This is a genomic window from Rhizobium sp. 0TCS1.26, from assembly GCF_050455525.1.
Lineage (GTDB): Bacteria > Pseudomonadota > Alphaproteobacteria > Rhizobiales > Rhizobiaceae > Neorhizobium.
Genome location: NZ_JBCIYV010000003.1, coordinates 164,737 through 188,146, shown reverse-complemented (window position 1 = coordinate 188,146; position 23,410 = coordinate 164,737). Strand labels below are relative to the sequence as shown.

At 64.2% G+C, this 23,410-nt stretch carries 19 protein-coding genes; 7 read left to right on the top strand and 12 right to left on the bottom strand.

The window, feature by feature from the left end:
• Positions 1–54: 54 nt before the first annotated feature.
• Genes AAIH46_RS15020 through AAIH46_RS15000 form a run of 5 tightly spaced genes read right to left on the bottom strand, consistent with a single transcriptional unit; the run spans position 55 to position 7,669 of the window.
• Positions 55–1,590, bottom strand: coding sequence for an ABC transporter substrate-binding protein (locus AAIH46_RS15020; RefSeq protein WP_430306770.1), 1,536 nt, complete (start codon positions 1,588–1,590; stop codon positions 55–57).
• 43 nt (positions 1,591–1,633) lie between these two features.
• Complete coding sequence (locus AAIH46_RS15015; RefSeq protein WP_430306769.1) at positions 1,634–3,475, bottom strand: dipeptide ABC transporter ATP-binding protein; 1,842 nt, start codon at positions 3,473–3,475, stop codon at positions 1,634–1,636.
• A complete protein-coding gene (locus AAIH46_RS15010; RefSeq protein WP_430306768.1) occupies positions 3,472–5,256 on the bottom strand; it encodes an acetyl/propionyl/methylcrotonyl-CoA carboxylase subunit alpha in 1,785 nt (594 codons plus the stop codon). Before AAIH46_RS15010 ends, AAIH46_RS15015 begins: the two co-directional genes overlap by 4 nt.
• Positions 5,253–6,857, bottom strand: a complete 1,605-nt coding sequence (locus AAIH46_RS15005) for a 5-oxoprolinase/urea amidolyase family protein (RefSeq protein WP_430307332.1) — start codon at positions 6,855–6,857, stop codon at positions 5,253–5,255. Before AAIH46_RS15005 ends, AAIH46_RS15010 begins: the two co-directional genes overlap by 4 nt.
• A 44-nt stretch (positions 6,858–6,901) precedes the next feature.
• The gene (locus tag AAIH46_RS15000; RefSeq protein ID WP_430306767.1) at positions 6,902–7,669 is read right to left on the bottom strand and encodes a LamB/YcsF family protein; all 768 of its coding nucleotides are present in this window, start codon (positions 7,667–7,669) and stop codon (positions 6,902–6,904) included.
• 335 nt (positions 7,670–8,004) lie between these two features.
• On the opposite strand from AAIH46_RS15000, the gene AAIH46_RS14995 reads away from it, so the two are divergent.
• Positions 8,005–8,646 (top strand): GntR family transcriptional regulator, encoded by a 642-nt coding sequence (locus AAIH46_RS14995; RefSeq protein ID WP_430307330.1) that lies wholly within the window; start codon positions 8,005–8,007, stop codon positions 8,644–8,646.
• Positions 8,647–8,796: 150 nt separating this feature from the next.
• Here the strand turns inward: AAIH46_RS14995 and AAIH46_RS14990 are convergent, their stop codons facing one another.
• A complete protein-coding gene (locus tag AAIH46_RS14990; RefSeq protein WP_430306766.1) occupies positions 8,797–9,315 on the bottom strand; it encodes a Dps family protein in 519 nt (172 codons plus the stop codon).
• Between the two features lie 365 nt (positions 9,316–9,680).
• Here AAIH46_RS14990 and AAIH46_RS14985 point away from each other — a divergent pair, with 365 nt between their 5' ends.
• The 6 genes from AAIH46_RS14985 to ftsZ all read left to right on the top strand — a co-directional run bounded on the left by AAIH46_RS14985 (position 9,681) and on the right by ftsZ (position 15,642).
• Entirely contained in the window at positions 9,681–11,276 is a 1,596-nt protein-coding gene (locus AAIH46_RS14985) for a sensor histidine kinase (RefSeq protein WP_430306765.1), read from the top strand.
• A complete protein-coding gene (locus AAIH46_RS14980; protein WP_430306764.1) occupies positions 11,269–11,925 on the top strand; it encodes a response regulator transcription factor in 657 nt (218 codons plus the stop codon). The genes AAIH46_RS14985 and AAIH46_RS14980 overlap by 8 nt, the downstream gene beginning before the upstream one ends.
• A gap of 103 nt (positions 11,926–12,028) precedes the next feature.
• Entirely contained in the window at positions 12,029–12,421 is a 393-nt protein-coding gene (locus tag AAIH46_RS14975; RefSeq protein WP_430306763.1) for a response regulator transcription factor, read from the top strand.
• 2 nt (positions 12,422–12,423) lie between these two features.
• Complete coding sequence (locus tag AAIH46_RS14970) at positions 12,424–12,726, top strand: UBP-type zinc finger domain-containing protein (RefSeq protein ID WP_430306762.1); 303 nt, start codon at positions 12,424–12,426, stop codon at positions 12,724–12,726.
• Between the two features lie 57 nt (positions 12,727–12,783).
• Complete coding sequence (locus AAIH46_RS14965) at positions 12,784–14,529, top strand: FAD-dependent oxidoreductase (protein ID WP_430306761.1); 1,746 nt, start codon at positions 12,784–12,786, stop codon at positions 14,527–14,529.
• Between the two features lie 135 nt (positions 14,530–14,664).
• Positions 14,665–15,642 (top strand): cell division protein FtsZ, encoded by a 978-nt coding sequence (ftsZ, locus tag AAIH46_RS14960; protein ID WP_430306760.1) that lies wholly within the window; start codon positions 14,665–14,667, stop codon positions 15,640–15,642.
• 13 nt (positions 15,643–15,655) lie between these two features.
• Here the strand turns inward: ftsZ and AAIH46_RS14955 are convergent, their stop codons facing one another.
• From AAIH46_RS14955 to AAIH46_RS14930, 6 genes are all read right to left on the bottom strand, one after another.
• The gene (locus AAIH46_RS14955) at positions 15,656–16,900 is read right to left on the bottom strand and encodes an NAD(P)/FAD-dependent oxidoreductase (protein ID WP_430306759.1); all 1,245 of its coding nucleotides are present in this window, start codon (positions 16,898–16,900) and stop codon (positions 15,656–15,658) included.
• 89 nt (positions 16,901–16,989) lie between these two features.
• Positions 16,990–17,952 (bottom strand): dihydrodipicolinate synthase family protein, encoded by a 963-nt coding sequence (locus tag AAIH46_RS14950; RefSeq protein WP_430306758.1) that lies wholly within the window; start codon positions 17,950–17,952, stop codon positions 16,990–16,992.
• A 104-nt stretch (positions 17,953–18,056) separates the two neighbouring features.
• Positions 18,057–18,761 carry a GntR family transcriptional regulator gene (locus AAIH46_RS14945; RefSeq protein ID WP_430306757.1) on the bottom strand — a complete coding sequence of 235 codons (705 nt, stop codon included), beginning with the start codon at positions 18,759–18,761 and terminating at the stop codon, positions 18,057–18,059.
• Between the two features lie 92 nt (positions 18,762–18,853).
• Positions 18,854–19,681 carry a DMT family transporter gene (locus tag AAIH46_RS14940; RefSeq protein ID WP_430307328.1) on the bottom strand — a complete coding sequence of 276 codons (828 nt, stop codon included), beginning with the start codon at positions 19,679–19,681 and terminating at the stop codon, positions 18,854–18,856.
• Positions 19,682–19,758: 77 nt separating this feature from the next.
• On the bottom strand, positions 19,759–22,161 hold the full coding sequence (locus tag AAIH46_RS14935) for a PIG-L family deacetylase (RefSeq protein WP_430306756.1): 2,403 nt from the start codon (positions 22,159–22,161) through the stop codon (positions 19,759–19,761).
• 19 nt (positions 22,162–22,180) lie between these two features.
• A complete protein-coding gene (locus AAIH46_RS14930) occupies positions 22,181–23,407 on the bottom strand; it encodes an ROK family protein (RefSeq protein ID WP_430306755.1) in 1,227 nt (408 codons plus the stop codon).
• Positions 23,408–23,410: the final 3 nt, after the last annotated feature.

Below are 23,410 nucleotides of genomic sequence, written 5' to 3'. Positions count from 1 at the left end.
TCCTTGAGGTGATCGGGTGCCGCCCGGCGGGCGGGCGGCACCGTTGCATGATGCTTACTCTACGGTGACGTTCGTCAGCTTCATGCGGTTGTCAGGGGGCGCGATGAAGCCCTTGACCCGCTTGTTGATGCCGAAGATGGCGTTGGTGTTGTAGAGCGGCAGTTCGAGAGCCCGTTCCGACGCATAGGCGGCGACCTGCTTGAGGATCTTCTCGCGCTCGGCGCGATCCGTCAGCGGACGCTGCGATTCCAGCAGCTTGTCGAGCGTCTCGTCCTTGTCGTAGGGGTTCCACTTTTCGCCCGAGTGGTACATCGAATACGCCGTGTTGTCGTAGTCGAAGGTCCAGCCGCCCCACTTCTGCTGGAACATCGCGCCGGTCTTGCCCTGCGGGATGATGTCGTTCAGCAGAACGTTGGTCTCGTAGGGCTTGATGGTGGCGGTGATGCCGACCATCGACAGGTAGCTGGAGATCACCTGCGCCACTTCGTTCATCGTCGCGTCATTGCCGCGGATGTCGATCTGCAGCGTCGTGCCAGCCTTGACGCCGGCTTCCGCGAGCAGCTTCTTGGCGCCTTCCGGATCAAAGGGGATTGCCTTCAGGTCGGCATCGTAGCCGAACGACAGGGCGCTCTGGAAGCTGGTGATCTCCGAGGCCTGGCCGGCGAGGATCGACTGGACGATCGTGGCGCGGTCGACTGCCATGATGATCGCCTTGCGCACCTTCGGATCGGCTGTCACGCCATCGCGGGTGTTGAAGCGCAGGGCATCCACGGTCGGGCCGGGAACGCTGAGGATCTCCAGCTTGCTGTCGCCCTGGATCACCGGCAGCATGCCGATCGGGATGGTCGGCGGGATGACCAGATCGACACGGCCGGCCTGCAGTTCGGCAACCGCGGTCGCCGGCTCGGCGATGAAGCGGTATTCGAGTTCGGAAAGCTTCGGCGCGCCTTCGAAGTAGTCGGCGTTGGCCTCAAGCTTGATGTTCACCTTAGGCGCGTAGGACACGAACTTGAACGGGCCGGTGCCGACCGGGTTTAGGTTGAAGTTGTCCTCGCCCTTTTCCTGGATGTACTTCGGCGGCACGATCATCCCGCCGTAGCCGGCAAGCTTGGTCAGCAGGACCGGATCCGGCGCCTTCAGCTTCAGGTCGACCGTGTAGTCGTCGATAACCTCGACGCTCTCGATGGCGATATAGTTGGAGCGCTGCGGACCCTTGGCACCCTGTTCGCCGAGCAGGCGCTCGAAGGTGAACTTGACGGCAGCCGCGTTGAAGGGCTCGCCGTTGTGGAACTTGACGTTCTGGCGCAGCTTGAAGCGGATGCGCTTGCCTTCGTCCAGTTCTTCCCAGCTCTCGGCAAGGCCCGGCACCAGCTTCAGGTCGGGGCCGCGATAGGTCAGGCCGTCGAAGATATTGGTGGCGACGGCGGCCCACTGGACCAGGAAGGTGTCGATCGGATCCCAGCTGCCCGGATCCTGCGGGCTGGAAATCGTCATCTTGCCGGCAGCGAATGCCGGAGCCGACGTGAAGGCTGCGCCCGAAAGAGCAAGCGCCATCAGCGTCGCGTTCAGTCCCCTTGTGATTCTTGTCATTGACCTGTTCCTCTTCAGATAGATGCGATTTTTTCGCTGGTTTTCAGGCGCTCTTCGCAACGAAGTGGCCTGGATTGATTTCCTCGTGCACGAGAATGGCTGGCTCGTCGCCGACGCGGCGGACCGGATTGGGGATCTCGCCCTCGATCATCTCGGACTGGCGAGCAACAGTCGGATCGGCGACCGGCACTGCCGACAGAAGCCGGCGCGTGTAATCATGGGCAGGCGTTTCGAAGACCTGCCGGCGCGTCCCGAGTTCCATGATCTGACCGAGAAAGAGCACGGCGACGCGGTGGCTCATCTTCTCGACCACCGCCATGTCGTGGCTGATGAACAGGTAGGCGAGCCCACGCTCCGCCTGCAGGTCCATGAACAGATTGATGATCTGGGCCTGGATCGACACGTCGAGCGCCGACAGCGCCTCATCGGCAATGATCAGCTTCGGATCCGACGCCAGAGCCCTTGCGATGCAGACGCGCTGCCGCTGGCCGCCGGAAAACTCGTGCGGATAACGCGTCGCGACGTCGGAGGTCAGCCCGACACGCTCCAGCAGTTCATCGACGCGGCGGCGGACGGCCTTTGCGTCGGAGATCAGGCTGTGGGTGTTGATCGGTTCGGCGATCGAAAATCCGACGGTCTTGCGCGGATCGAGCGACGCGAACGGATCCTGGAAGATGTACTGGACTTCCTGGCGCATCCGGAACCGCTCGGCAGCGGACATCGACGAGAAGCTGCGGCCATTGAAGGCGATATCGCCGGACATCGCCGACTGCAGCTGCTGGATCGTCCGGCCGATCGTCGACTTGCCGGAGCCGCTCTCGCCGACCAGCGCCAGCGTTTCACCCGGATGAATGTCGAAGCTGACCTTCTGGACGGCACTGAGCCGATGGGTCGCCTTTCCGAACAGGTTCTTCTTGATGTCGAAGCGGACATACAGATCCTTCACCGACAGCAGCGGTGTGGCACCGGACTTCACGGTGTCCTGCACCCGCTCCTCGCCGACCGTTACCGGCTGGCCGTTTTCGAGCACGGTCAGCGGGAGGCGCTTGGGAAACGCCTCGCCGGTCATGCTGCCGAGTTTCGGAACAGCCGACAGCAAGGCGCGCGTGTAGGGATGCTGCGGATTGGCGAAGATGTCGCGGACCGGACCGTCTTCAACTTTCTTGCCCTTCCACATGACGACCACGTCGTCGGCCATTTCCGCGACCACGCCCATGTCGTGGGTGATGAAGATCATGCCCATGCCGAGCGTCTTCTGCAGGTCGCGCATGATGGTGAGGATCTGCGCCTGGATCGTCACGTCGAGCGCCGTCGTCGGCTCGTCGGCGATCAGCAGCTTTGGCCGGCAGGCAAGCGCCATGGCGATCATCACCCGCTGCCGCATGCCGCCGGACAGCTGGTGCGGATAGCGGGTCAGAAGTTCGGAGGAATCCGGCAGCCGCACCATGTCGAGCAGCCGTCCGGCTTCAGCTGTCGCTGCGGACTTGTTCATCTTCTCGTGCAGCATCAGAACTTCGCAGATCTGGTCGCCGATGGTGAAGACCGGGTTGAGCGAGGTCATCGGCTCCTGGAAGATCATCGCGATCTCCTTGCCGCGCACCGAGCGCATTTCCTTCTGCGACGTTGTCAGCAGGTCTCTGCCGCCGAACCGGATCTGTCCGCTCGCGTAGCGGGCGCCCATCATGTCGGCGAGCCGCATGGTCGACAGCGAGGTCACCGACTTGCCGGAGCCGGATTCGCCGACGATCGCGACCGTCTTGCCCGGTTCGACCAAAAATGACAGATCATCTACGACGCGGCTGGTGCCGAACTCGACGCTCAGGCCTTCGACCGACAGAAGCGGCTCCGTGCCGTTGACGGGGCGGTTGTCCATCGGGCTGCTCATGCTTGGGTCTCCGGCTTCGGCATTGCCGCTGTGTCTGTTCTAACCGTACCGTGCGGGCTTTTGATCCGGGCAAGGACGGCGCCGGCCCTCTGGGAGGAGCCCGAGGCAGCGAGGATGGAAACGATGCCGGAGCAAGGCGCGATCACGGGCGTCTCCATCTTCATCACATCCATGATCGCCAAAACGTCGCCCTCCGAAACTGTGGCGCCGTCTTCGAGATTCCACTGCACGAGCATCCCGGGCACCGGCGCCAGCACGGAACCTGCTTCGTTCGCGACGTCCGTGTTCTTCGGCTGCAACGTCTGACCAGGCAGCTGCCCGATCAGGCGCAGGAACGTCTGCGGAATGCCAAAGTCGACGCGCTTGCCGTCGATCTCGACGTAGCCGCGCATCAAGCCGGCGCCCTCGGCCGGTGCCGGTCGGGCCGCCGCCTCCAGCGTCTCGGCAAAATCGGTTTCGATCCAGCGGGTGTGGACACGGAAGTCGCTGCCGCAGAAATCGTCATGCTCCAGCACTGCCCGGTGGAACGGCAGGACCGATGGCACGCCTTCAATCGCAAATTCCGACAGCGCGCGACGCGCACGGGCAATGGCCTGATCGCGGGTGGCGCCCCAGACGATCAGCTTGGCGGCCAGCGAATCGAACATCGGCGGGATAGCCGAGCCGGTGGTCACGCCGCTGTCGAGGCGTACAGCCGGTCCCGAAGGCGGAGCGAACGTGATGATGTCGCCCGAGGACGGCAGGAAGCCACGGCCGGGGTCTTCCATGTTGATGCGGAACTCGATCGCATGGCCGCGCGGCTCCGGCATCTGCGTGACGCTGACCGACAGGCCTTCGGCAATACGGAACTGTTCGATGACGAGGTCGAGGCCGGTCGTCTCCTCGGTGACCGGATGCTCCACCTGCAGCCGCGTATTGACCTCCAGGAAGGAGATCACGCCGTCGGCGCTCAGCAGGAATTCCACCGTACCGGCACCGGTATAACCGGCCGCAGCGCAAATATCGCGGGATGCCTGGTGGATCGTCTGACGCTGTTCGTCGGACAGGAAAGGCGCAGGTGCTTCCTCGACGAGCTTCTGGTTGCGCCGCTGCAGCGAGCAATCGCGTGTGCCCACGACCAGAACATTGCCGAGGCAGTCCGCCAGCACCTGCGCCTCGATGTGCCGCGGGCGGTCGAGAAACTGCTCGACGTAACATTCCCCACGGCCGAAGGCAGCCAGCGCCTCGCGCGTCGCAGATTCGAAAAGTTCCTCGACCTCGTCGAGGCGGCGAGCGATCTTCATGCCCCGCCCGCCGCCGCCATGGGCTGCCTTGATGGCGATCGGAAGGCCAAACGTGCGGGCAAATTCCAAAGCCTCAGCAGCGGAAGAGATCGCCCCGTCGCTGCCGGCAACCAGCGGCGCGCCAACCCTCTGGGCAATCTCGCGCGCCTTCAGCTTGTCTCCCAGCGCCTCGATCACCTGGCTGTCAGGCCCGATCCAGATCAGCCCCGCATCGACCACGGCCTTTGCGAACTCCGCGCGTTCCGACAGGAAACCGTAGCCTGGGTGGACAGCATCGGCGCCGGATCGTCTTGCGACGGCGATCAGCTTGTCGATGTCGAGATAGGTCTCCCTGGCGCTCGTTCCGTTCAAAGCATAGGCTTCGTCCGCCTGCGCCACGAACAGTGCGTCGGCATCGGCATCGGCATAGACGGCGACCGAGGTCAGGCCGTAATCCTTGCAGGCCCGGATGATCCTGACCGCGATCTCGCCGCGGTTTGCTATCAGAACCTTCTTCATGTCTGCTTTCCTGGAATGATGCGGGGGGCGAAGCGGCTGATCGCATTGAAACGGATTGTCGCGCCGACAGGGACCTGACCGGCGAGATCGAGATGATGACCGGCAACATTGGCGATGACAGGATAGCCGCCGGTCAGCGGGTGGTCGGCGAGGAACAGCACCGGCTGGCCGCTCGCCGGCACCTGCAGCGCGCCGCGCACCGTCGCCTCGCTCGGCAATTCGCTCGTGATCGACCGTTCTAGTGCGTCGCCGGAAAGACGAATGCCGACCCGGCTCGACTGCGGCGTCACCGACCATTCCTGTGACAGGAAGCGATCGACTGCCTGCTCGGTGAACCAGTCGGTGCGCGGCCCCATCACGACGTCGAGCATGACGGTCTGACCCGTCCGTGGCATGTCGAAGGCCGGCAGCATGTCGGGTGCCACGATCGAGCCTGTGGGTGCCCGGCGAATGCTGATCAGCGCGCCTGCGCCAATTGCTGCCGGGCCGATCTGTGCCAGAGTATCGGTCGCGGCACTGCCAAGCACCGGCGCAACCTGGAAACCACCGCGCACCGCGAGATACGAACGCATCCCGCCGACCGGGCTTGAAAGCGTGACGAGATCCCCATCGTCAAGCGCAATGGCCTGGTTGATCGGTGCGGAGAAATGTCGGCCGTCTGCGCCGGTGACGGTGATCGTTGTCGTGGCACCCGTGACGCCAATGACGGCGCGCCCGTGCATGCGAAAGCGCAACCCGCCAAGGGTGACTTCCAACGCAACGGCATCGAGCACATTGCCAACCAACCGGTTGGAAGCCTTCAGACTGCCGCGATCCAGAGCGCCCGACACGCTGACGCCCTGGCTTGCCTGTCCCGACCGGCCAAGATCCTGGAACAGGACCGGCAGGCCGACGGAGAGGATCTCCATGGCCGCAGCGCCTTGATCGGCGCCGACCTTAGCTGCCGGCGCTGACGCCTTGAGCGGGCTGACGACCTCGTAGGCCTTGTCAGCCGATAGATTGCGAAAGCGCACGCGGCTGCCCGGCTGCAGAAGCGATGCCGGCTCGCGGTTGATGTCGAACATGGCGAGCGGTGTGGTGCCGATCAACTGCCAGCCGCCGGGGCTCGCCTTCGGGTAGATGCCGCTGAATTCGCCGGCGAGGCCGACGGCGCCGGCCGGCACCTGAATGCGCGGCGATGTCCGGCGCGGAACCCTGAGACGCGGATCGCCACCGGAAAGATAGGCGAAGCCCGGCGCAAAACCGGTGAAGGCGGCAACAAATTCGCTTTCGCAATGAAGGCGGACAACCTCATCTGCCGTCAATCCCAGCACGGCTGCGACTTCGGGGAGGTCTTCACCGTCGTAGCGTACGGGTATCTCGACCAGCGGCCCGGAGGCCGATTTGCGATCTCCACCGGCGCGGTCTGCGAGTGCCCGGTCCAGCGCCTCCTCGGACAGAATTGTCGGGTCGAAGGAAATCAGTAACGTACGCGCCGCCGGGATGATCTCCCGAATACCGGCAATCGGGTGGTTTTCGAACGCGTCGTAGAGTGCGAGCGCCTCGGCCAGATCCGCCAATTCGACGAGCACGATGCCTGTGCGCACCGGCAGGATGCGCATCGACGTGTCTCGGGTGGTAGCGGGGGTGATGGCCTGCATGAGCGTCAGAGAGTCGCGGTAAACGGCCGGATGTCCAGACCGGACTGTTCCAGCAGCGCCCGCAGGCGCTTTGCGATTGCGACCGCACCGGGGCTATCGCCATGGACACAGATCGACTGCGCATCGATCTTCGTCAGGGTGCCGTCGATCGCCTCGATGACGCCATCGCGTGCCATGCGCAGCATCCGGGCGGCGACGAGGTCCGGATCGTGGAGCACAGCCCCCTCTTCGCGGCGCGAGACGAGATGGCCCTCGGCCGTATAGGCACGATCGGCAAAGGCTTCGGCAACGACCGTCAAGCCTGCGGCGCGCGCCTGCTCGACCAGTTGCGAACCGGCCAGCGCCATCAGCACCAGCGACGGATCGACGGCGCGGATTGCGGTAATCACGTCACTTGCCTGGCGGGTGTCGACGGCGATCGTGTTGTAGAGCGCACCATGCGGCTTGACGTAGGTGACGCGCGTGCCGGCGGCCTTGGCAAGCCCCTGCAGCGCACCGATCTGATAGATGACGTCGCCGATCAGCTCGTCGCTCTTCGGGTCCATGTTGCGCCGACCGAAACCGGCGAGGTCGCGATAACCGACATGCGCCCCGACGGCGACGCCGCGTTCGGCGGCCGCCCGCAATGTCTTCAGGATGCCTGCCGGATCACCGGCGTGAAAGCCGCAGGCAACATTGGCGCTGCTGACGACATCGAGCATGGCTGCATCGTCGCCCATCTTCCAGGGTCCGAAGCTCTCGCCCAGATCGCTATTGAGATCGATTGACCGCATGTCTGCACCAGCATTCTCTAATGTGTCAGTGAAGCTAGCAAACCCGGACAATCGTGTCCATAGTGTTGAACAATTTATAGCTTCTGCTCCACAATTCGGCAAACGCCCGTTAGATGGGCACAGCGCGAGACTGACTCGGAAAAGGGCGCCGCGCAATCACTGGGCGGGTGGCAATTGCCGCCCGCTTGAGGCACAAGCTATCTGACGCGGGCGACTGCCGCGTCACGCACAGGGGAACGGGATTGGTCGGCGCAGCGAACGGACGGGACGGCGAAGCAAGATCCTCGGGCAGACGCGAAGCCGGCGGCACCGGTACGTCGCGCGCCTCGGAACCGGTGCAGACACTGGCCGAAACAGTTTCCCAGCGGATCCGCGAGAAGGTCATTTCCGGCATGCTGACCCCCGGCAGCCACTTGTCGGAGCAGGCGCTGAGCGACGAGCTGCAGGTGTCGCGCAATACTCTGCGCGAAGTGTTTCGGCTGCTCACCAAGGAAGGGCTACTGCGCTACGAAGCCAATCGCGGCGTCTTCGTCTCGACGCCGAGCATGGCGACGATCATCGACATCTACCGGGTGCGACGCAGCATCGAATGCCCGACCTTGGCGCAGGCGCATCCGCTGCATCCGGGCGTCTCGCGCATGCGCGCCGCCGTGGAGGACGCCAGGCTTCGCCGCGATGCCAAGGACTGGCTGGGCGTCGGCAGCGCCGATATCGCCTTTCATTCAGCCATCGTCGAACTGGCCGACAGTCCTCGTCTTTCCGGCTTTTATGCGCAGATCTCCCTCGAACTGCGGCTGGTCTTCGGGCTCTTGCGCGATCCCGAGTTTCTGCATGGCCCGTTCATCGACCAGAACCGCGAGATCCTTGCGGAACTGGAAGCCGGCAAGGCAGCAGAGGCGGCACAGATGCTCGAAGCCTACCTGTTGCGGGCTGAGCGTTTCATCCTCGGCGCCTATACGCGGCTTACCGATCGCTGAATCACGGCCCAAGGCGCTTCAGCTTCGAGTTTCTTCAAGTTTTAGCAAGACGTCGCAGATCGAACGGCACGCCGCGATGTGGGATGACCCATTCGAACGGGAAGCGGAGCCGTTCGGCTCCGCCTCCCTATCCTCGCAGGATCGCCTCGCCTATTCGCTGTCGCGCAGCGTTTCGAAGAGGAACCAGGTCCGCCGTTCGGTTTCGTCGATCCAGACTTCGATGAGGCTGGTGGTCGCGACGTCGTTGTGCTCCTCGCAGACCTCGTGGGCCTGGCGCAGGAAGCCGATCAGCTGGCGGTTGTCGTCCTTCAGTTCGGCCAGCATGTCGCGCGGCGTGACGAACTCGGCGTCGTTGTCGAGCAGGCGCTGCAGCCGGCTGATGTGGCCGATGGAACGGATCGTCGTGCCGCCGATCTTGCGGGCGCGCTCGGCGATGGCATCGGTCATCGCGAAGACCTGGTCGCCCTGTTCATCGAGCAGGAGGTGATAATCGCGAAAATGCCTGCCGCTCATGTGCCAGTGGAAGTTCTTCGTCTTCAGGTAGAGGGCGAAGGTATCGGCGAGCAGCGCGGCAAGCGCGCCGGCGATGTCCGCCGTTGCATTGGCTCCCAGATCGGTCGGGGTGGCAAGATCAGCCTTGCGGCGCTTTTCGACGACTGTGCGGTCCATTGTGGTTTCTCCTGGTTGGGTCTGGTGATCGGTGCGGCGTTTGTTGGTCGGCGGGTGAACGGGTCGATCCTCCGGACGATCAGCGGCAAGCGTCGCCTTCTCTCCGGCTTCCCCATGAAACTAGGCGCGGGCGACGACGGCGAAAATTCAATGCTCGTCTATGAGAGGCTATACTTCAGCACAGGTTGCCTACTCCCAGATGCGACGTGAGGCTTGAACGTACCGACTGAACCGCCACGCAATGAGCCCGAGCGGATCGGCGGCAGCCCCCACAAACCTTGGTATAGGTTCCCGCAGGGATCATGTGCTTTATTCTGCCAAGATCCGACGGATACCGGACTGCACGTCGACGGGGGAACAGAAGAATGAAGCCGCTGCGCTTATTGAAGCCGGCCGCCGGGATCGACGGGGCCGCCGCCTCGCGACGCAGTCGTGCCGTCGCAGGGCTGGCATTCATCCTGGCTGCCACGGTCTTCTGGGTCGATGCATTCACCACCATCGAGAGCGCGATCGCCGTGCTTTACGTCATCGTGCTGCTGCTGTCGGCGGAAGCCTTGACGACGCGTGGCATCTGGCTGACCACGGCTGCATGCCTGCTCCTTACCCTGTCGGCCTACGTGATCGGCCACGGCCTCGCCTATGACCTGCCGGCGCTGCTGCGTCTGGCCGTGTCGCTGGCGGCACTGTTCATCACCCGCGCACTGATCTTTCGCAACGACATGTTCCGCACCGAGTTGCTCGCCTCCAACGCCGCGCTCAGCGACAGCGAACGGCGCTACCGGTCGATCTTCGAGGAGAGCCGCGTGGCGCTCTGGGAGAGGGATTATTCTGCGGTCCGCACGTTGCTGATGCGGCTGAAGTCGAGCGGCATCGTCCACCTGAAGCAACATATGACGCGGCATCCCGAGGTCATACAGGATTGCATCAACCTGATCCGAACGGTCGCTGCCAATGAGGCGGCGCGGACGCTGTTCGGCGATCTCACCGCCGATCTTGGCGAACTGCCCATGCGGCGCTACCTGACGCCGGACGACGCGACCTTCATCGATCTTCTGGCGGCGATCTTCGAGGAACACGCCCATTTCGAGGGGAAAGGTCACCTGATCACCAGCGACGGCCAGAAGCGCCTGGTGCTCATCAGCATGAGCTTTCCGGAAGATCGGTCCGCCTTCAACCGCATCATCGTCGGCATGGTCGATATCACCGCGAGGGAAATGACGCAGAAGGCGCTGCTGGAAGCGCAGGCGGAGCTGACGCGGGCGTCACGGGCGGCAACGGTCGGTGCGCTGTCCGCCTCGCTTGCGCACGAACTCAACCAGCCGCTGGCAGCGCTGGTGTTGAATGCCCAGACCATGCTGCGCTGGATCAATCGCGAGACGCCGGATCTCGAGGCCGTCCGGCGGTCGGCCGAGCGGATGATCCGCGACAGCCAGAGGGCAAGCGACATCATTCACAACACCCGCTCCATGCTCTCGCACGAACTTCGGGCGCCGGAGCCCGTCAACCTGCCGGACCTGATTGCCGAGACGAAGGCCCTCATGGAACACGATCTCAACCGCGAGGGCGTGACCTTCGAGGCGCATTGTGCGCAGGCTGCGGATACGGTGGATGCTGTCCGCATCGAGCTTCAGCAGGTGCTCATCAACCTCATTACCAACGGCATCCAGGCGATGAGCAGTACGGACATTGCGGATCGCAGGCTGCTGGTCTCCACTCAACGCCGCGACGACGGCTTCATCAGCATCTGCGTGCGCGACTTCGGACCCGGCATCGGCGAGGATGTCATGCCAAAGCTGTTCGCGCCGTTCTTCACCACCAAGCCGACCGGCATGGGCATGGGCCTGTCCATCTGCAGGAGCACGATGGAAGCCCGCGGCGGCGAGCTGCTGGCACGCAATCATCAGGACGGGGGCGCCGTCTTCGACATGCTGATCCCAACCCAGGAGGCCGCCCGTGGCTGAGCCGAAATCCGCAAGAAAGCCCGCAGCGACCGGACCGGTGGTCTATGTGGTCGACGACGACCAGTCGATGCGCGAGGCGCTGACCGACCTCTTCAGTTCGATGAAGATGGAGGTCATGCCCTTCGAGAGCGCCCAGGCGTTTCTCGACAAGGCCGACCTCGGCCGGCCCGGCTGTATCCTTCTCGATGTCCGGCTTCCGGGCCTGAGCGGCCTCGACTTCCAGAATCATCTTGAGCGAACGGGCAACAAGATGCCGATCATCTTCATGACCGGCTTCGGCGATATCCCGATGACTGTGCGGGCGATGAAGGCCGGCGCCGTGGACTTTCTGTCGAAGCCGTTCCGCGAACAGGACATTCTCGACGCGGTCTCGGTTGCCCTGGAGAGGGATGCGCGCAACCGGCAGGATCGTGCCGCATCGGATGCCGTGGCCGTGCTTGCCGCGACGCTGACGCCGCGCGAGCGGGAGGTCATGGGTGCCGTGGTCAAGGGATTGATGAACAAGCAGATCGCCTTTGCGCTCGGCATAAGCGAGATCACCGTGAAGCTTCACCGCGGAAATGTCATGCGCAAGATGGAAGCCCGCTCCGTTGCGGACCTGGTTCGCAAGGTGGAACTGCTCGACCCGTCCTCCCCTCCGGTGGCCTGACGACCCTGCACATGAGAAGACCTAGACTCTAGTATGATACTTCGACCCTGCGCAGAGGCGCATAACGGCCGCAGATAGAACGATAACAGCAAGGCCAATACCCGTGTCATCCATTCCCCTCATCGCCATTGTCGATGACGACCAGGCCATGCGCGAGGCCCTGGACGATATGATCAAGTCGTGCGGTTACGACAGCCGGCTGTTCGTTTCGGCCGAGGAGTTCCTTGCCGACGAAGACCGGCGGGCGATCGACTGCATGCTGCTGGACGTCAAGATGCCTGGATTGACCGGGCTGGACCTCCAGGCCATCCTGAACGGTGAGGCGACAAAACCGCCGATCATTTTCATGACATCCTACCGGGACGAGCGGACCCGTTCCGCGGCAATGGACGGCGGCGCACTCGCCTTTCTCGGCAAGCCGGTGGAATTCGACAGACTGATCAAGGTTCTGGAAGATGCGCTGCGTGGACTTCCGCAACGCCGAACGGGAGAATGAGCATGTCCGCCTGCACGCATGAGGGAACGATCCGCACCGTCACGCCCCGAACTCTCGGATGCGAGGAATGCCTCGAGACCGGTCTCGAATGGTTCCACCTGCGCCTCTGCCGCGAATGCGGTCACGTGGGATGCTGCGACCAGTCTATCGGCAAACACGCCACAGCCCATTTCCACCAGACCCGGCATCCGATCATCGAAGGCTATGATCCGTCGGAAGGCTGGGGCTGGTGCTTCATCGACGAGACGATGGTCGATCTTCCCAACCAGACGCCGCAGCGTGGCCCTATACCTCGGTATTACTGACCAGCAACATCACTGAACCTGCAGACATCCTCTCGCGCCATTCCCGGAGAAGCGACCATGACCGACATCGGCTCACGCGACTACCAGATGTATCCGGCGCTCGACCAACGCCAGATCGACATCGCGACGCGGTTCGCGAGTGCCGGTCCCAGACAATTCGCGCCGGGAGAACTGGTATTCGACGTTGGCGACAGGAGCGCTCCGGCCTGGCTGGTGGTGCAGGGTTCGATGGATGTCTTTCGTCACGACGGCATGACGCGCACCGCACCCGTCACCACGCATGCCATCGGCCAGTTTTCCGGCGAGGTCAGCCAGCTTTCCGGCCGCCCGGCGCTTGCCGGCGCGCGGGCCGGCAGTGACGGATGCACGGCGCTTGCCTTCGACAGCGCCCATTTGCGCGCGCTCATCATTGGCTCGGCGGAACTCGGTGAGCTGATGATGCGGGCGTTCATCCTGCGACGTGTGGCCTTGATCGATCAGGGCGGCGCGGGATCCGTGCTGATCGGCACGCCGGGTAGTGCCGCGCTGACGCGCCTTGAAGGCTTTTTGCGAAGCAACGGCCATCCGTACATCGCGCTCGACGCGGCTTCCGACGACGAGGGTCGCGCGCTGATCGAGCGGCTCGGCATCGTGGCGACCGACCTGCCGCTGATGGTGTGCTCCAACGGCGACGTGATCAAGAACCCGACCGATGCGGAAGCCGCCTATTGCCTGGGGATCACGCCGGATCTGAAGGCCGACGCCACCTACGACGTCGCCATCGTCGGAGCCGGACCGGCCGGGCTCGCCGCCGCCGTCTACGCGGCTTCGGAAGGCCTGAGCGTCATCATCCTCGACGAACGATCCGCAGGTGGGCAGGCGGGCGCTTCCGCTCGGATCGAGAATTACCTCGGCTTCCCGACCGGCATTTCCGGACGGGCGCTCGCTGGACGGGCCTTCAACCAGGCCCTCAAGTTCGGTGCCGAACTCGTCGTGCCGGTCTCGGTAGAAGGCATTGTGCCGCCTTCACCGGATGCTGGAGGGCCTCCACTTCTGACGCTGAAGCTCTCAGGCGACCGCACGGTTCGGGCGCGGACGGTGATTGTCGCCTCGGGCGCCCGCTATCGGCGGCCGGCGATTGCCGGCATTCATCAGTTCGAGGGTTCGGGCATCTCCTACTGGGCGTCGCCGATCGAGGCGAAGCTGTGCGAGGGCGAGCAGATCGCGCTGGTCGGCGGCGGCAATTCCGCCGGACAGGCTGTGGCCTTTCTTGCACCGCAGGTGAGCAAGCTCCATCTCGTGGTGCGCCGCAAGCTCGAGGAGACGATGTCCCATTATCTCATCGAGCGCATCGCATCGCTTGCGAACGTCGAACTGCATGTCGGGAGCGAGATCGTCCGTCTGGACGGCGACCGCCAGGACGGCTTGACCGGAGCCGTGATCCACGACCGCACGAACGGCAGCGAGACGCACCTGCCGCTGCGCCACATGTTCCTGTTCATCGGTGCCGACCCGAACACTGACTGGATCCGCCCGCATGCCAAGACGGACGACAAGGGCTTCATCCTGACCGGGCGACCCTTCGCCGAGACGGCGTCCGCTCCCGGGCGTCCCGCCTTCCCGCTTGAGACATGCCTGCCGAACGTGTTTGCCATCGGCGACGTCCGATCGGACTCGACCAAACGGGTGGCAGCCGCCGTCGGCGAAGGGGCAGCCGTCGTCTCGCAGATCCATGCCGCCCTCCAGTTCATGAACCGGATGGCGGAGGTTCCGTCGCCGTCGACGACGCCTGACCTGTCGCGGGAGGCCGTCCACGCCACCTGACGCCACAGTCGATCTTCGTCACGCAGGCAGAGTTTTTGCCGCCCCGGCTGTGCCTTGAAGCCCACCTAGTGTACCACTCGATTCGCCGCGCTTCGCAGGATTGACAGCGCGCCAGGGCATAACAAGGAGACTGCAATGACCGACGCCAAGAGCGGCATTTCCGGACTACGGCCGCACATCACCGTCATCGGCGTCGGCGGCGGAGGCGGCAACGCGATCAACAACATGATCGCCGAGGATCTGCAGGGCGTCGAGTTCATCGCGGCAAATACCGATGCGCAGGTGCTTGCGACATCGAAGGCTTCACGGCGCATCCAGCTCGGCGCGCACGTCACCGAAGGTCTCGGTGCCGGCTCGCTTCCCGATGTCGGTCGCGCGGCCGCCGAGGAATCGATCGACGAGATCATGAACAATCTCGCCGGCTCGCACATGTGTTTCGTCACCGCCGGCATGGGTGGCGGCACGGGGACCGGCGCGGCGCCCGTCATTGCCCAGGCCGCACGCTCCGCCGGCATTTTGACTGTCGGCGTTGTCACCAAGCCGTTCGCCTTCGAAGGCAACCGTCGCATGAAGACGGCGGAGGCCGGCATCGAGGCGCTGCGTCAGGCCGCCGACACGGTCATCGTCATTCCCAACCAGAACCTGTTCCGCATCGCCGATGCGAAGACAACCTTCTCGGACGCCTTCATGACGGCCGACCGCGTGCTGTTTGCCGGCGTCGGCTGCATCACCGATCTGATCGTCAAGGAAGGCCTGATCAACCTCGACTTCGCCGACGTCAAGTCAGTGATGCGCGGCATGGGACGCGCGATGATGGGCACCGGCGAGGCATCCGGCGAAGGCCGGGCGATGAAGGCGGCGGAAGCGGCGATCGCCAACCCGCTGCTCGACGATATTTCCGTCCATGGCGCGCGCGGCGTGCTGATCTCGATCTCCGGCGGCCTCGACATGACCCTGTTCGAAGTCGACGAGGCGGCAAGCCGCATCCGCGACGAGGTACAGGATGAAGCCGACATCGTCGTCGGCGCGATCTTCGACCGCAATCTCGACGGCCGGTTCCGCGTCTCGGTGGTTGCTACGGGTCTCGAAGGCGGCGGTCTGCCGTACGCCTGAACCGGCTTGCCGGTCAGCGGAAACGATCTGGCGCAAACGGCGCCAGATCGACAGGTGCCGGCCGGCCGCTCAGCATGTCGGCAACGATACGCGCCGTTCCCGCCGATTGGGTCAGGCCCAGGTGGCCATGGCCGAATGCGTAGATGACGTTCGGCGTCGTGCTCGCGTGGCCGATGGCCGGCAGGCTGTCGGGCAGCGACGGCCGGAATCCCATCCACTGCGTCCCGCCCGTGGTCTCAAGGCCGGGCAGAAACGTCTTGGCCTTCTTCAACATGGCTTGCGAACGGGCGAAATTCGGCGGCAGATCGAGACCGCCAAGTTCGACCGCCCCGCCGACGCGGATGCCGGTGGAGAGGCGGCTGACGACGAAGCCATGGCCGCCGAAGGTCACCTGCGTGCGCAAGTCAAAAGCGCCCGGCGGCAGTGTCGTGTTGTAGCCGCGCTCGGTCTCGAGCGGAATGGCGTCGCCGAGCGTCCGGGCGATACGGTGCGAGAACGCGCCGGCAGACAGCACCACCCTTGCGGCATTGCGAACCAGTCCATCCGTGGAGACGATATCGGCTCCGTCGGTTGCCGGCCGTAGCGCACTGATTTCGGCAATCTCGATCACCCCGCCGCGAGCGCGGAAATGCTCCGCCAGCGCCAGCGTGTAGAGTTTCGGGTCGGCGATCGAAAACCAGCCCGGCGTGAACGTCCCTCGGGTGAAGCGCGGCGCAATTCCCGGCTGGATTGCCGCCATCCCGTCGGCGTTCATATGCCGGAATTCAATGCCGTGTCGCTGGCGCGCCTCCCACCCCGGAAGAGATGCGTCGAACTCCTCCTTGCTCTCGTAGACCTGCAGGGCGCCATCCTTGCGCAGCATCGGCAGCGTGCCGGTCTCGGCGAGAAACGGCTCCAGTTCGGCCCGTGACAGATCCATCAACGACGTCTGGGCCGCCGTCGAGTGGGCAACGCGCGAGGGGGAGCAGGCCCGCCAGAAGCGGAACATCCATGGCGCGATCTGCAGCGCGTAACGCGGCGGGATGGACAGCGGGCCAAGCGGGTCGAGCAGCCACCTGGGTGCCTTCCTGAGGATGCCGGGCGAGGCAAGGGGCAGGATGTCGGTAAACGCAAACGCACCCGCATTGCCGGCCGAAGCGCCGGCCGCCGGACCTTCACGATCAACTACGGTAACGCTGAACCCGCGCATTTGCGCCGCGATGGCCGCCGAAAGGCCAACCACCCCTGCCCCGATGACGACGACATCCGACCGTGCCATTTTCTCAGTGCCTTCCTATCTCGTCACACACGCGCAGCGTCGTTCTGATGCGGCAAAGCCCTCCGTCGGAGGGCTCTGCTTGTGGGATATCAGGCTTTGCAATCCTGCACGGCACCCGGCAGTTGGCTCCACTCGGCGTACCAGCTGTTGAACAGCTTGAACTGCGCCTCGACATAACCGCGCTGGCTTTCGCTGAGCTCGTCGGTCTCGTAGAAATTCAGCGCGTATTCCCGGTCGCCCTTCAGCACCATCATGTGCTTGAAATAGAGGACCAGATCCGGGCCTTCGTCGAAGGAAGACAGCACGCCGAGCGCTTCTTCCAGTTCCTTTGCACGCATGCGGGCATCGGCATTGCCGGTGGCGGCCGCCTGCGCAAGATTGCAGAGGTGCAGGACTTCCTTCGGCAGGACGTTTCCGATGCCGGTGATCGCGCCGGTGGCGCCGCAGTTGACGAAACCGTGGAAGACGGCGGTATCGACGCCGATCATCAGCGAAACGTCGTCATCGCGGCTGGTGATGGTTTCCGCCGCGTAGCGCATGTCTGCCGGACCGCCGAATTCCTTGAAGCCGACAAGGTTCGGATGCTCGGCGCGCAGCGCAAAGAACAGGTCGGCGCGCGTGGCGAAACCGTAATAGGGGCTGTTGTAGATGACCGCCGGCAGGTCGGGCGCTGCCGACAGGATCGCCTTGAAGTGGGCCTTCTGGGCGGCGATGACCGAGCCGCGCGACAACACGCGCGGGATGACCATCAGCCCCTGCGCACCAACCTTCTGGGCATGCGCGGCAAGGGCCACGGCCGAGGCCGAATTAATGGCGCCGGTGCCGACGATGAGCGGCACGCCGGCTTCGACAAGCCGCTCGACGCCTTCCATCCGCTGCGCGTCGGTGAGCAGCGGCCAGTCCCCCATCGAGCCGCAATAGACAACGGCCGACATGCCGTTTGCGATCAACTGCCGGGCCTTCAACACCAGTGCATCGAAATCCGGTGTGCGATCCGGCTTGCACGGGGTCATCAGGGCCGGCACGACGCCGGAAAAGATCGCTGCTTTCATGTCGAGATCCTCGGGTACGGAATGGCGGGCGGCGGTCGCCTCGGCCTCTTGACCGGAAGACTACTCGATCTTCCGGTTTTGTCGACAAGAAAAATACAACGACTTCAGAGATCGATGTCGCTTGGGTCATTGCGTGTCAGCAGACGGCCGATCTGCTCGACGATCTGTTCGCCATGCGCCTTGCCGAGACGGTCGGCAAGGGTGACATCGCGCGCCTCGACAGCCGCGATGATCTCCTCGTGCTCCTCGACAAAACGCGGCGGAAGACGGTCCTCATAAGATTGGTAATAGAGGCGCAGCATGCGGCGCCCCTCGCCCAGCAATCGCTCGAAGAAGCCGGCATAGTAAGCGTTGCGGCCGGCAGCGGCGATGGCGGAATGGAATTCGACATTGGTGGCGATCATCGCCAGCGCGTCCTGCGCCTCTACGGCGGCGGTAAACGCCGCCTGACGCGAGCGGATGACCTGCAGATCCTGCGCGATGTGATGCTGGGCCGCCAGCCTTGTGGTGACGCGGTACATGAGCACTAGCGCATCAAAATAGGCCGGCATTCCGAGAAAATCGATGTTCGACACCATCGTCGAGCGATTGGGCAGCGTCTCGATCAGCCCCTCGCCCGCCAGACGCACAAGGGCCTCGCGGATCGGCGTCCGCGACATGCCGAACCGCGCCGCGAGCTGCACCTCGTCGACGGCGCTGCCAGGAGCGAGCTTGAGGTCGAGGATTTCATCCCGCAGGAGGTCATAGACCAGCTTCACGCCGGATCCACGCTTGCGCTCCAGCATCTGGCCCGGATCACTCTGTGTCATCCCGCCACAATCCTCCTGTCGACATGATGTCTCCTGCCATAGCCGATCACGGCGGGATTGTCAGGCGCAGGATCGGTGTGGCTCCGGCAGTCTTATCTGTACCGCGCCCGACGCGCGCGACGGCGTTCGACAAGCGCCGCGCCCTGGAGGGAGGCAATGATCACCACGACGCCAAACACGACGCGCAGTTCGGGCACCTCGCCGAAGAAAACGTAGCCGACGGCGGTCACGAAGACGATCGACAGATAGCCGATCGGCGCAAGCACGCTTGCATCGGCAATGCGATAGGCGCGCAGGAAGCAGTACTGGCCGATCTGCGCCAAAAAGCCGATGCCGAGCAACGGCAACCAGTCGAATGGCATCACCGGCTGCCAGGTGAAGGCAGCCGGGACTGCGGTGATGACCGCAAGGCCCACCGTGTAGAAAACCATCATGACGGTCGTGTTCTCGTCCCTCAGCGCCCGCGTCTGGATGATCGCCAGCGACCCGAAGACGACCGAGACGAGCACGACGAGGATCTTGACGTCAAAGCTCGAGGTGCCCGGTGCCATGACGATCAGCACTCCAACGAAGGCGATGGCGGCGCCTGCCCAACGAATGCGGCTGACCTTCTCGCCCAGCATGGCGACGGCCAGTCCCATGGTCACCAGCGGTCGGGAAAAGCCGACCGCGTTGACCATGGCCAGCGGCAGGAGAGTGATCGCGAGGAAATTGCTGGTCAGCGCGATCGCATTGCAGGAAATGCGCAAGATGTTGCGCCAGGGATGGCGGACGCGGCGCATCTCGGATCGATGGTGCCAGATCAGCGGCAGGATGAACACGAGGCCGATCATCGCCCGGATGAAGACGAGCTGAAAGGCGGGATAGGTCGCCCCTTGCGCCTTCACGAGAGCGGTCATACCGCCGGAGACGAGCGTCATGTCGAGCAGCAGCCAGCCGATGGCGATCCGCGCGTCTGCGGGCCGTTGCTCTCCATCGTCGGGTGCCGCTGCCGCGCTCACGCCGGTTGCACGAGATTTGCCATCAGCCTGAAGGCACCGGGCACCAGCTTGTCCATCTGGTGATGCAGCACGAGGCTGGTGTGGGTATGGCGACCCTTGCCGACGGCAGCCGAGATCAGCGCTCCGTTGAGCGGCTGCTCATTCACGTCGTGCATGGCGAGCAATGGCTCGTAAGCCTCATCGAAGCGGGCGGCAAAGTAGAGGCCGCGCTCCTTGTCCCAGCCATGCCAGTCGTCCGGCCCGATCCGGTTGGGTCCGGCCAGCAGAACATGTTCGGGAGCAAGAACGGTCACTTCCGCCTTCGGATCCGTCACGCGCCAGCGCAGCGAAGGGCTGCCGATCTCGATGCGGCGGACCGGCGTCTCATTCGGGTCCCATCCGTCGCTTGGACGATGATAGAGCGTCACGAGGTGCCCGCCATCCTCGACGAACCGATGCAGTCGCGCCGTGGCCGCTGCGAGATCCTTGCGGATGCCGAAGGCGAAAATGCCGACGACGATCGTGGTGAAGCGAGACAGATCGCTGGCAAGCGCCGCGGCATCCATTTCGGTAACATCGAGACCCATGCGCGACAGCCATGTCCCGACCCGGTCGGCACCTCCTCCGACGTAACCGATCTTGGCACCCAGCGGTAGCTTCATGTCGAGGCTCAGGATTTTCAGCGACACCGGCTGGCGGAAGGCGGTGCGCCCGATGTGCCGGAAGGCGATCGGCGTCACCTGAAAAGCGCCATGCCCGTCGAGCTGCGGCTCCACCTCCACGAGTCCTGGCACCAGTGGTCCGGTCGCCTCAAGCGTCCAACCCTGATCGCCCGGCTTCATGGACCAACCCGGCACCCGCTTGAAGGAGAGCGGAGCCTGTGCACCGTCGATGCTGGCCTGAATTGGCCACTCTGTCCGCTCGGCATCCAGCGCCACCAGCACGGCTTCAGGCATCAGCGCGAGCGACTGGGCGGGCGACACCAAAAACGGCTCCTCCAGATCGAACGATCCGACGACGGTCCGCCCTCCGATTTCGGCCGACAGCCTGATGTGGCCATGGCCGTTGCCGCCGAGTGCCGACCACGCGGGACGAAACAGATCGGAGAGCGGCGCATCGGAAGCGGCGGCAAGCGCGAACTCAAGATCCGGACGACGTGAAAGAACCGTCGATGTCACCCGCGGCGGAAGGATCGGCTCGACCTCGACGTTCTCCGCGGGAGACCCTTCCGCGAGCTCGACTGTCAGAAGACCGCTGCCTCCTGGAGCAATCGTCTCCGAATCGGCAAAAGCCCGTTCGATGATGGCGGCGGCTTCCAGGATGGCCGCATCCAGTTCCAGCCGTTTGCGCTCGATCCGATGCCCATGCAGTGCTTGAAAAGCTGCCGGGGCATCGGCCGCGACCCGGTCGAGAGCGCCGGCCGCAGCGACCAGTTGCTCGATGATCGCGTCGCGATCCGGAAACGCTGCCAAAGCAACGGCGATCGCGGCATCGGCCGCTTTCAAACCATCCGCGACATCTGCCGGCAGTTGCGAAAAGTCGGCCAGCGCGGCAAGCGAGGCGGGCAGACCTTCGAAGACTGTCAGTTCGGCCTCAATCTCGCTCCCGGATAGCTTCAGATGCAAAGGCCAGGATCGGCGCGCCTGCTTCGGCCAGCGTCCCATCCCTTGCGACGCGTGATAGTAGCGCGACCATTCGCCGATCCGGTCGTATTCGGCACCGGTGGCCGGATCCCGGCCTTCGGCCTGGATGACCAGGGTAGCATCCGGCGGCGGAACCTCGTCGTCATAGGTGTCGCCGCCACCGGACCAGGCCGGCAGATAATACTTCGAGACGGACCAAGGCTTCAGACCTTCGGCAAAGTGCTCGGGAAATGCCGTGTCGTCGGCTGCCAGTGCGATCGCGGCTTCCGCGGCCCGCGTCATGGCCCGGTGGTGGCCGTGCTGGCCCGGCACGTCGAGGAAGGTCGGAACGACGATATCCGGCCGTTCCATCCGGTAGGCGCGCACCAACCGCTCGACGATGCGCATTTCGCCCCAGCGACCGAATGTTGCGTCGCCGTCCTTCGAGAAACCAAAATCGTGGACGGGGTCCGCGGGTCCGTGGCCCAGCCAGAACACGTCCGCATCCAGAACCCGCGCGGCTTCTTCCATCTCTCGAGATCGAACGACGCCAAGCGCTCCGAGCCGTTCGGGACCAAGTGCATTCTGCCCGCCCTCACCGCGGGTGGAGCAGGCGATGATGACGCGCATGCCAAGCCCCAGGCGCAGCCAGGCGAGAAGACCGTTCTGCTCGTCATCCGGATGGGCGCCGGTGTTCATCATCGTCACAGTCGACCGAAGCCGGCTGAGCTTCCGGTGCAGCCGCACCAGCGAGGGGTCGTTCATCTGGCGTTCGATGCGTTCGCGGGCTGTCAGCATGCGGGGCCTCCTCAGACTATCATGCAAGAGCGGCCGCCGAGGCCGGGAGCGAGATCTCCAGCTTCGGGGTCACCATGTCGAAAAGCGGAAGCGCTGCGGCACCAAGGGCGGCCGTAAGCTGCCCGGTCTTGCCGCGCATGACCCGTGGCAGATCGCGTTGCCGGCGGCTGGCGACGGATGTCGGCAGCTGGTTCATATGGCCGATGACATCGTCGATGATGGCGTCGGGCAAGGCACCGCCGAAGATCAGCGTCTGCGGGTCGAGAATGTTTTCGAGCATCGCCACCATCGGCCCGAGATAGGTAGCGGCATCCTCTACCCATTCGATGATCACCGGATGGTTTGCCGCATGCAGCCGCTCAAGATCGGCAAAGTCCGTCTCGACGATCCCAGCGCAGGCAAGCTTCTCCTTCAGCGCATAGGTCGAGACATAGCCTTCGAGACAGCCGAGCTGTCCGCACGACGGACACTGCTTGCCCTTCGGAACGACCGTCACGTGGCCGATTTCGCCGGCATTGCCGAAGGCACCGCGATAGGGCGAGCCGTCCTGGATGATGCCGAGACCGAGACCGACGCCGAAATAAACCATGCAGAAGTTGGAGATCGAAAGCCCCGCGCCAAAAAGTCTTTCGCCGACGGCCGCTGCGGTCGCGTCGTTCTCGACGATGACGGAATGGCCACAGGCTTCGCCCAGCACCTTTGCGGCATCGCGCCCGCTCCAGCCGGGAAGCGTTGTGGGGCCGACAGACGTCATGCCGTCGATCTCGAAAGGGCCGGGCATGACGACACCGATGCCGAGGAGCCTGGAGCCCGCCTCGGCAGCGATCGTCGCGACCTCGGCGGCGAATGTCGAAAGAACATGATCCGGGCCGGGATCCTTCAGCGCCAGGATACGACTTGCGCGCAACCTGCCGGCAAGATCGAGCGCCACGGTGACGATGTGGTCGGCGGCGATCTCGACACCGATCGTGAAGCCGCCTTCCGGATTGACCGCGAACTGGATGGGCGGCTGGCCGCGGCCCGTTCGCCTGCGGCCCATCTCCATCAGCAAGCCCTCGCCCACCAGTTCGTCGACAATATTGGCAACCGCCTGCGGCGTCAGCTGAGTGAGCTTCGCGATATGGGCGCGTCCGAGGGTTTCGTGCTGGCGCACGATATCGAGCACGACCCGTCGGTTGTGGTCTCGGCTACGCTCGGGGTTCTTACCGATCGCTATCGGATGGTTGCCGGTCGGATGGATCGTCATGTC

What these genes read in the sequence shown, in the direction of transcription:
- AAIH46_RS14950 (WP_430306758.1), bottom strand. Translation starts at nt 17,952, where the DNA reads ATGAAAGCAGCGATCTTTTCCGGCGTCGTGCCGGCCCTGATGACCCCG.
- AAIH46_RS14965 (WP_430306761.1), top strand. Translation starts at nt 12,784, where the DNA reads ATGACCGACATCGGCTCACGCGACTACCAGATGTATCCGGCGCTCGAC.
- AAIH46_RS15020 (WP_430306770.1), bottom strand. Translation starts at nt 1,590, where the DNA reads ATGACAAGAATCACAAGGGGACTGAACGCGACGCTGATGGCGCTTGCT.
- AAIH46_RS15005 (WP_430307332.1), bottom strand. Translation starts at nt 6,857, where the DNA reads ATGCGCATCCTGCCGGTGCGCACAGGCATCGTGCTCGTCGAATTGGCG.
- AAIH46_RS14930 (WP_430306755.1), bottom strand. Translation starts at nt 23,407, where the DNA reads ATGACGATCCATCCGACCGGCAACCATCCGATAGCGATCGGTAAGAAC.
- AAIH46_RS14935 (WP_430306756.1), bottom strand. Translation starts at nt 22,161, where the DNA reads ATGCTGACAGCCCGCGAACGCATCGAACGCCAGATGAACGACCCCTCG.
- AAIH46_RS14940 (WP_430307328.1), bottom strand. Translation starts at nt 19,681, where the DNA reads ATGACGCTCGTCTCCGGCGGTATGACCGCTCTCGTGAAGGCGCAAGGG.
- AAIH46_RS15015 (WP_430306769.1), bottom strand. Translation starts at nt 3,475, where the DNA reads ATGAGCAGCCCGATGGACAACCGCCCCGTCAACGGCACGGAGCCGCTT.
- AAIH46_RS14955 (WP_430306759.1), bottom strand. Translation starts at nt 16,900, where the DNA reads ATGGCACGGTCGGATGTCGTCGTCATCGGGGCAGGGGTGGTTGGCCTT.
- ftsZ (WP_430306760.1), top strand. Translation starts at nt 14,665, where the DNA reads ATGACCGACGCCAAGAGCGGCATTTCCGGACTACGGCCGCACATCACC.
- AAIH46_RS15000 (WP_430306767.1), bottom strand. Translation starts at nt 7,669, where the DNA reads ATGCGGTCAATCGATCTCAATAGCGATCTGGGCGAGAGCTTCGGACCC.
- AAIH46_RS14970 (WP_430306762.1), top strand. Translation starts at nt 12,424, where the DNA reads ATGTCCGCCTGCACGCATGAGGGAACGATCCGCACCGTCACGCCCCGA.
- AAIH46_RS14990 (WP_430306766.1), bottom strand. Translation starts at nt 9,315, where the DNA reads ATGGACCGCACAGTCGTCGAAAAGCGCCGCAAGGCTGATCTTGCCACC.
- AAIH46_RS14985 (WP_430306765.1), top strand. Translation starts at nt 9,681, where the DNA reads ATGAAGCCGCTGCGCTTATTGAAGCCGGCCGCCGGGATCGACGGGGCC.
- AAIH46_RS14945 (WP_430306757.1), bottom strand. Translation starts at nt 18,761, where the DNA reads ATGACACAGAGTGATCCGGGCCAGATGCTGGAGCGCAAGCGTGGATCC.
- AAIH46_RS15010 (WP_430306768.1), bottom strand. Translation starts at nt 5,256, where the DNA reads ATGAAGAAGGTTCTGATAGCAAACCGCGGCGAGATCGCGGTCAGGATC.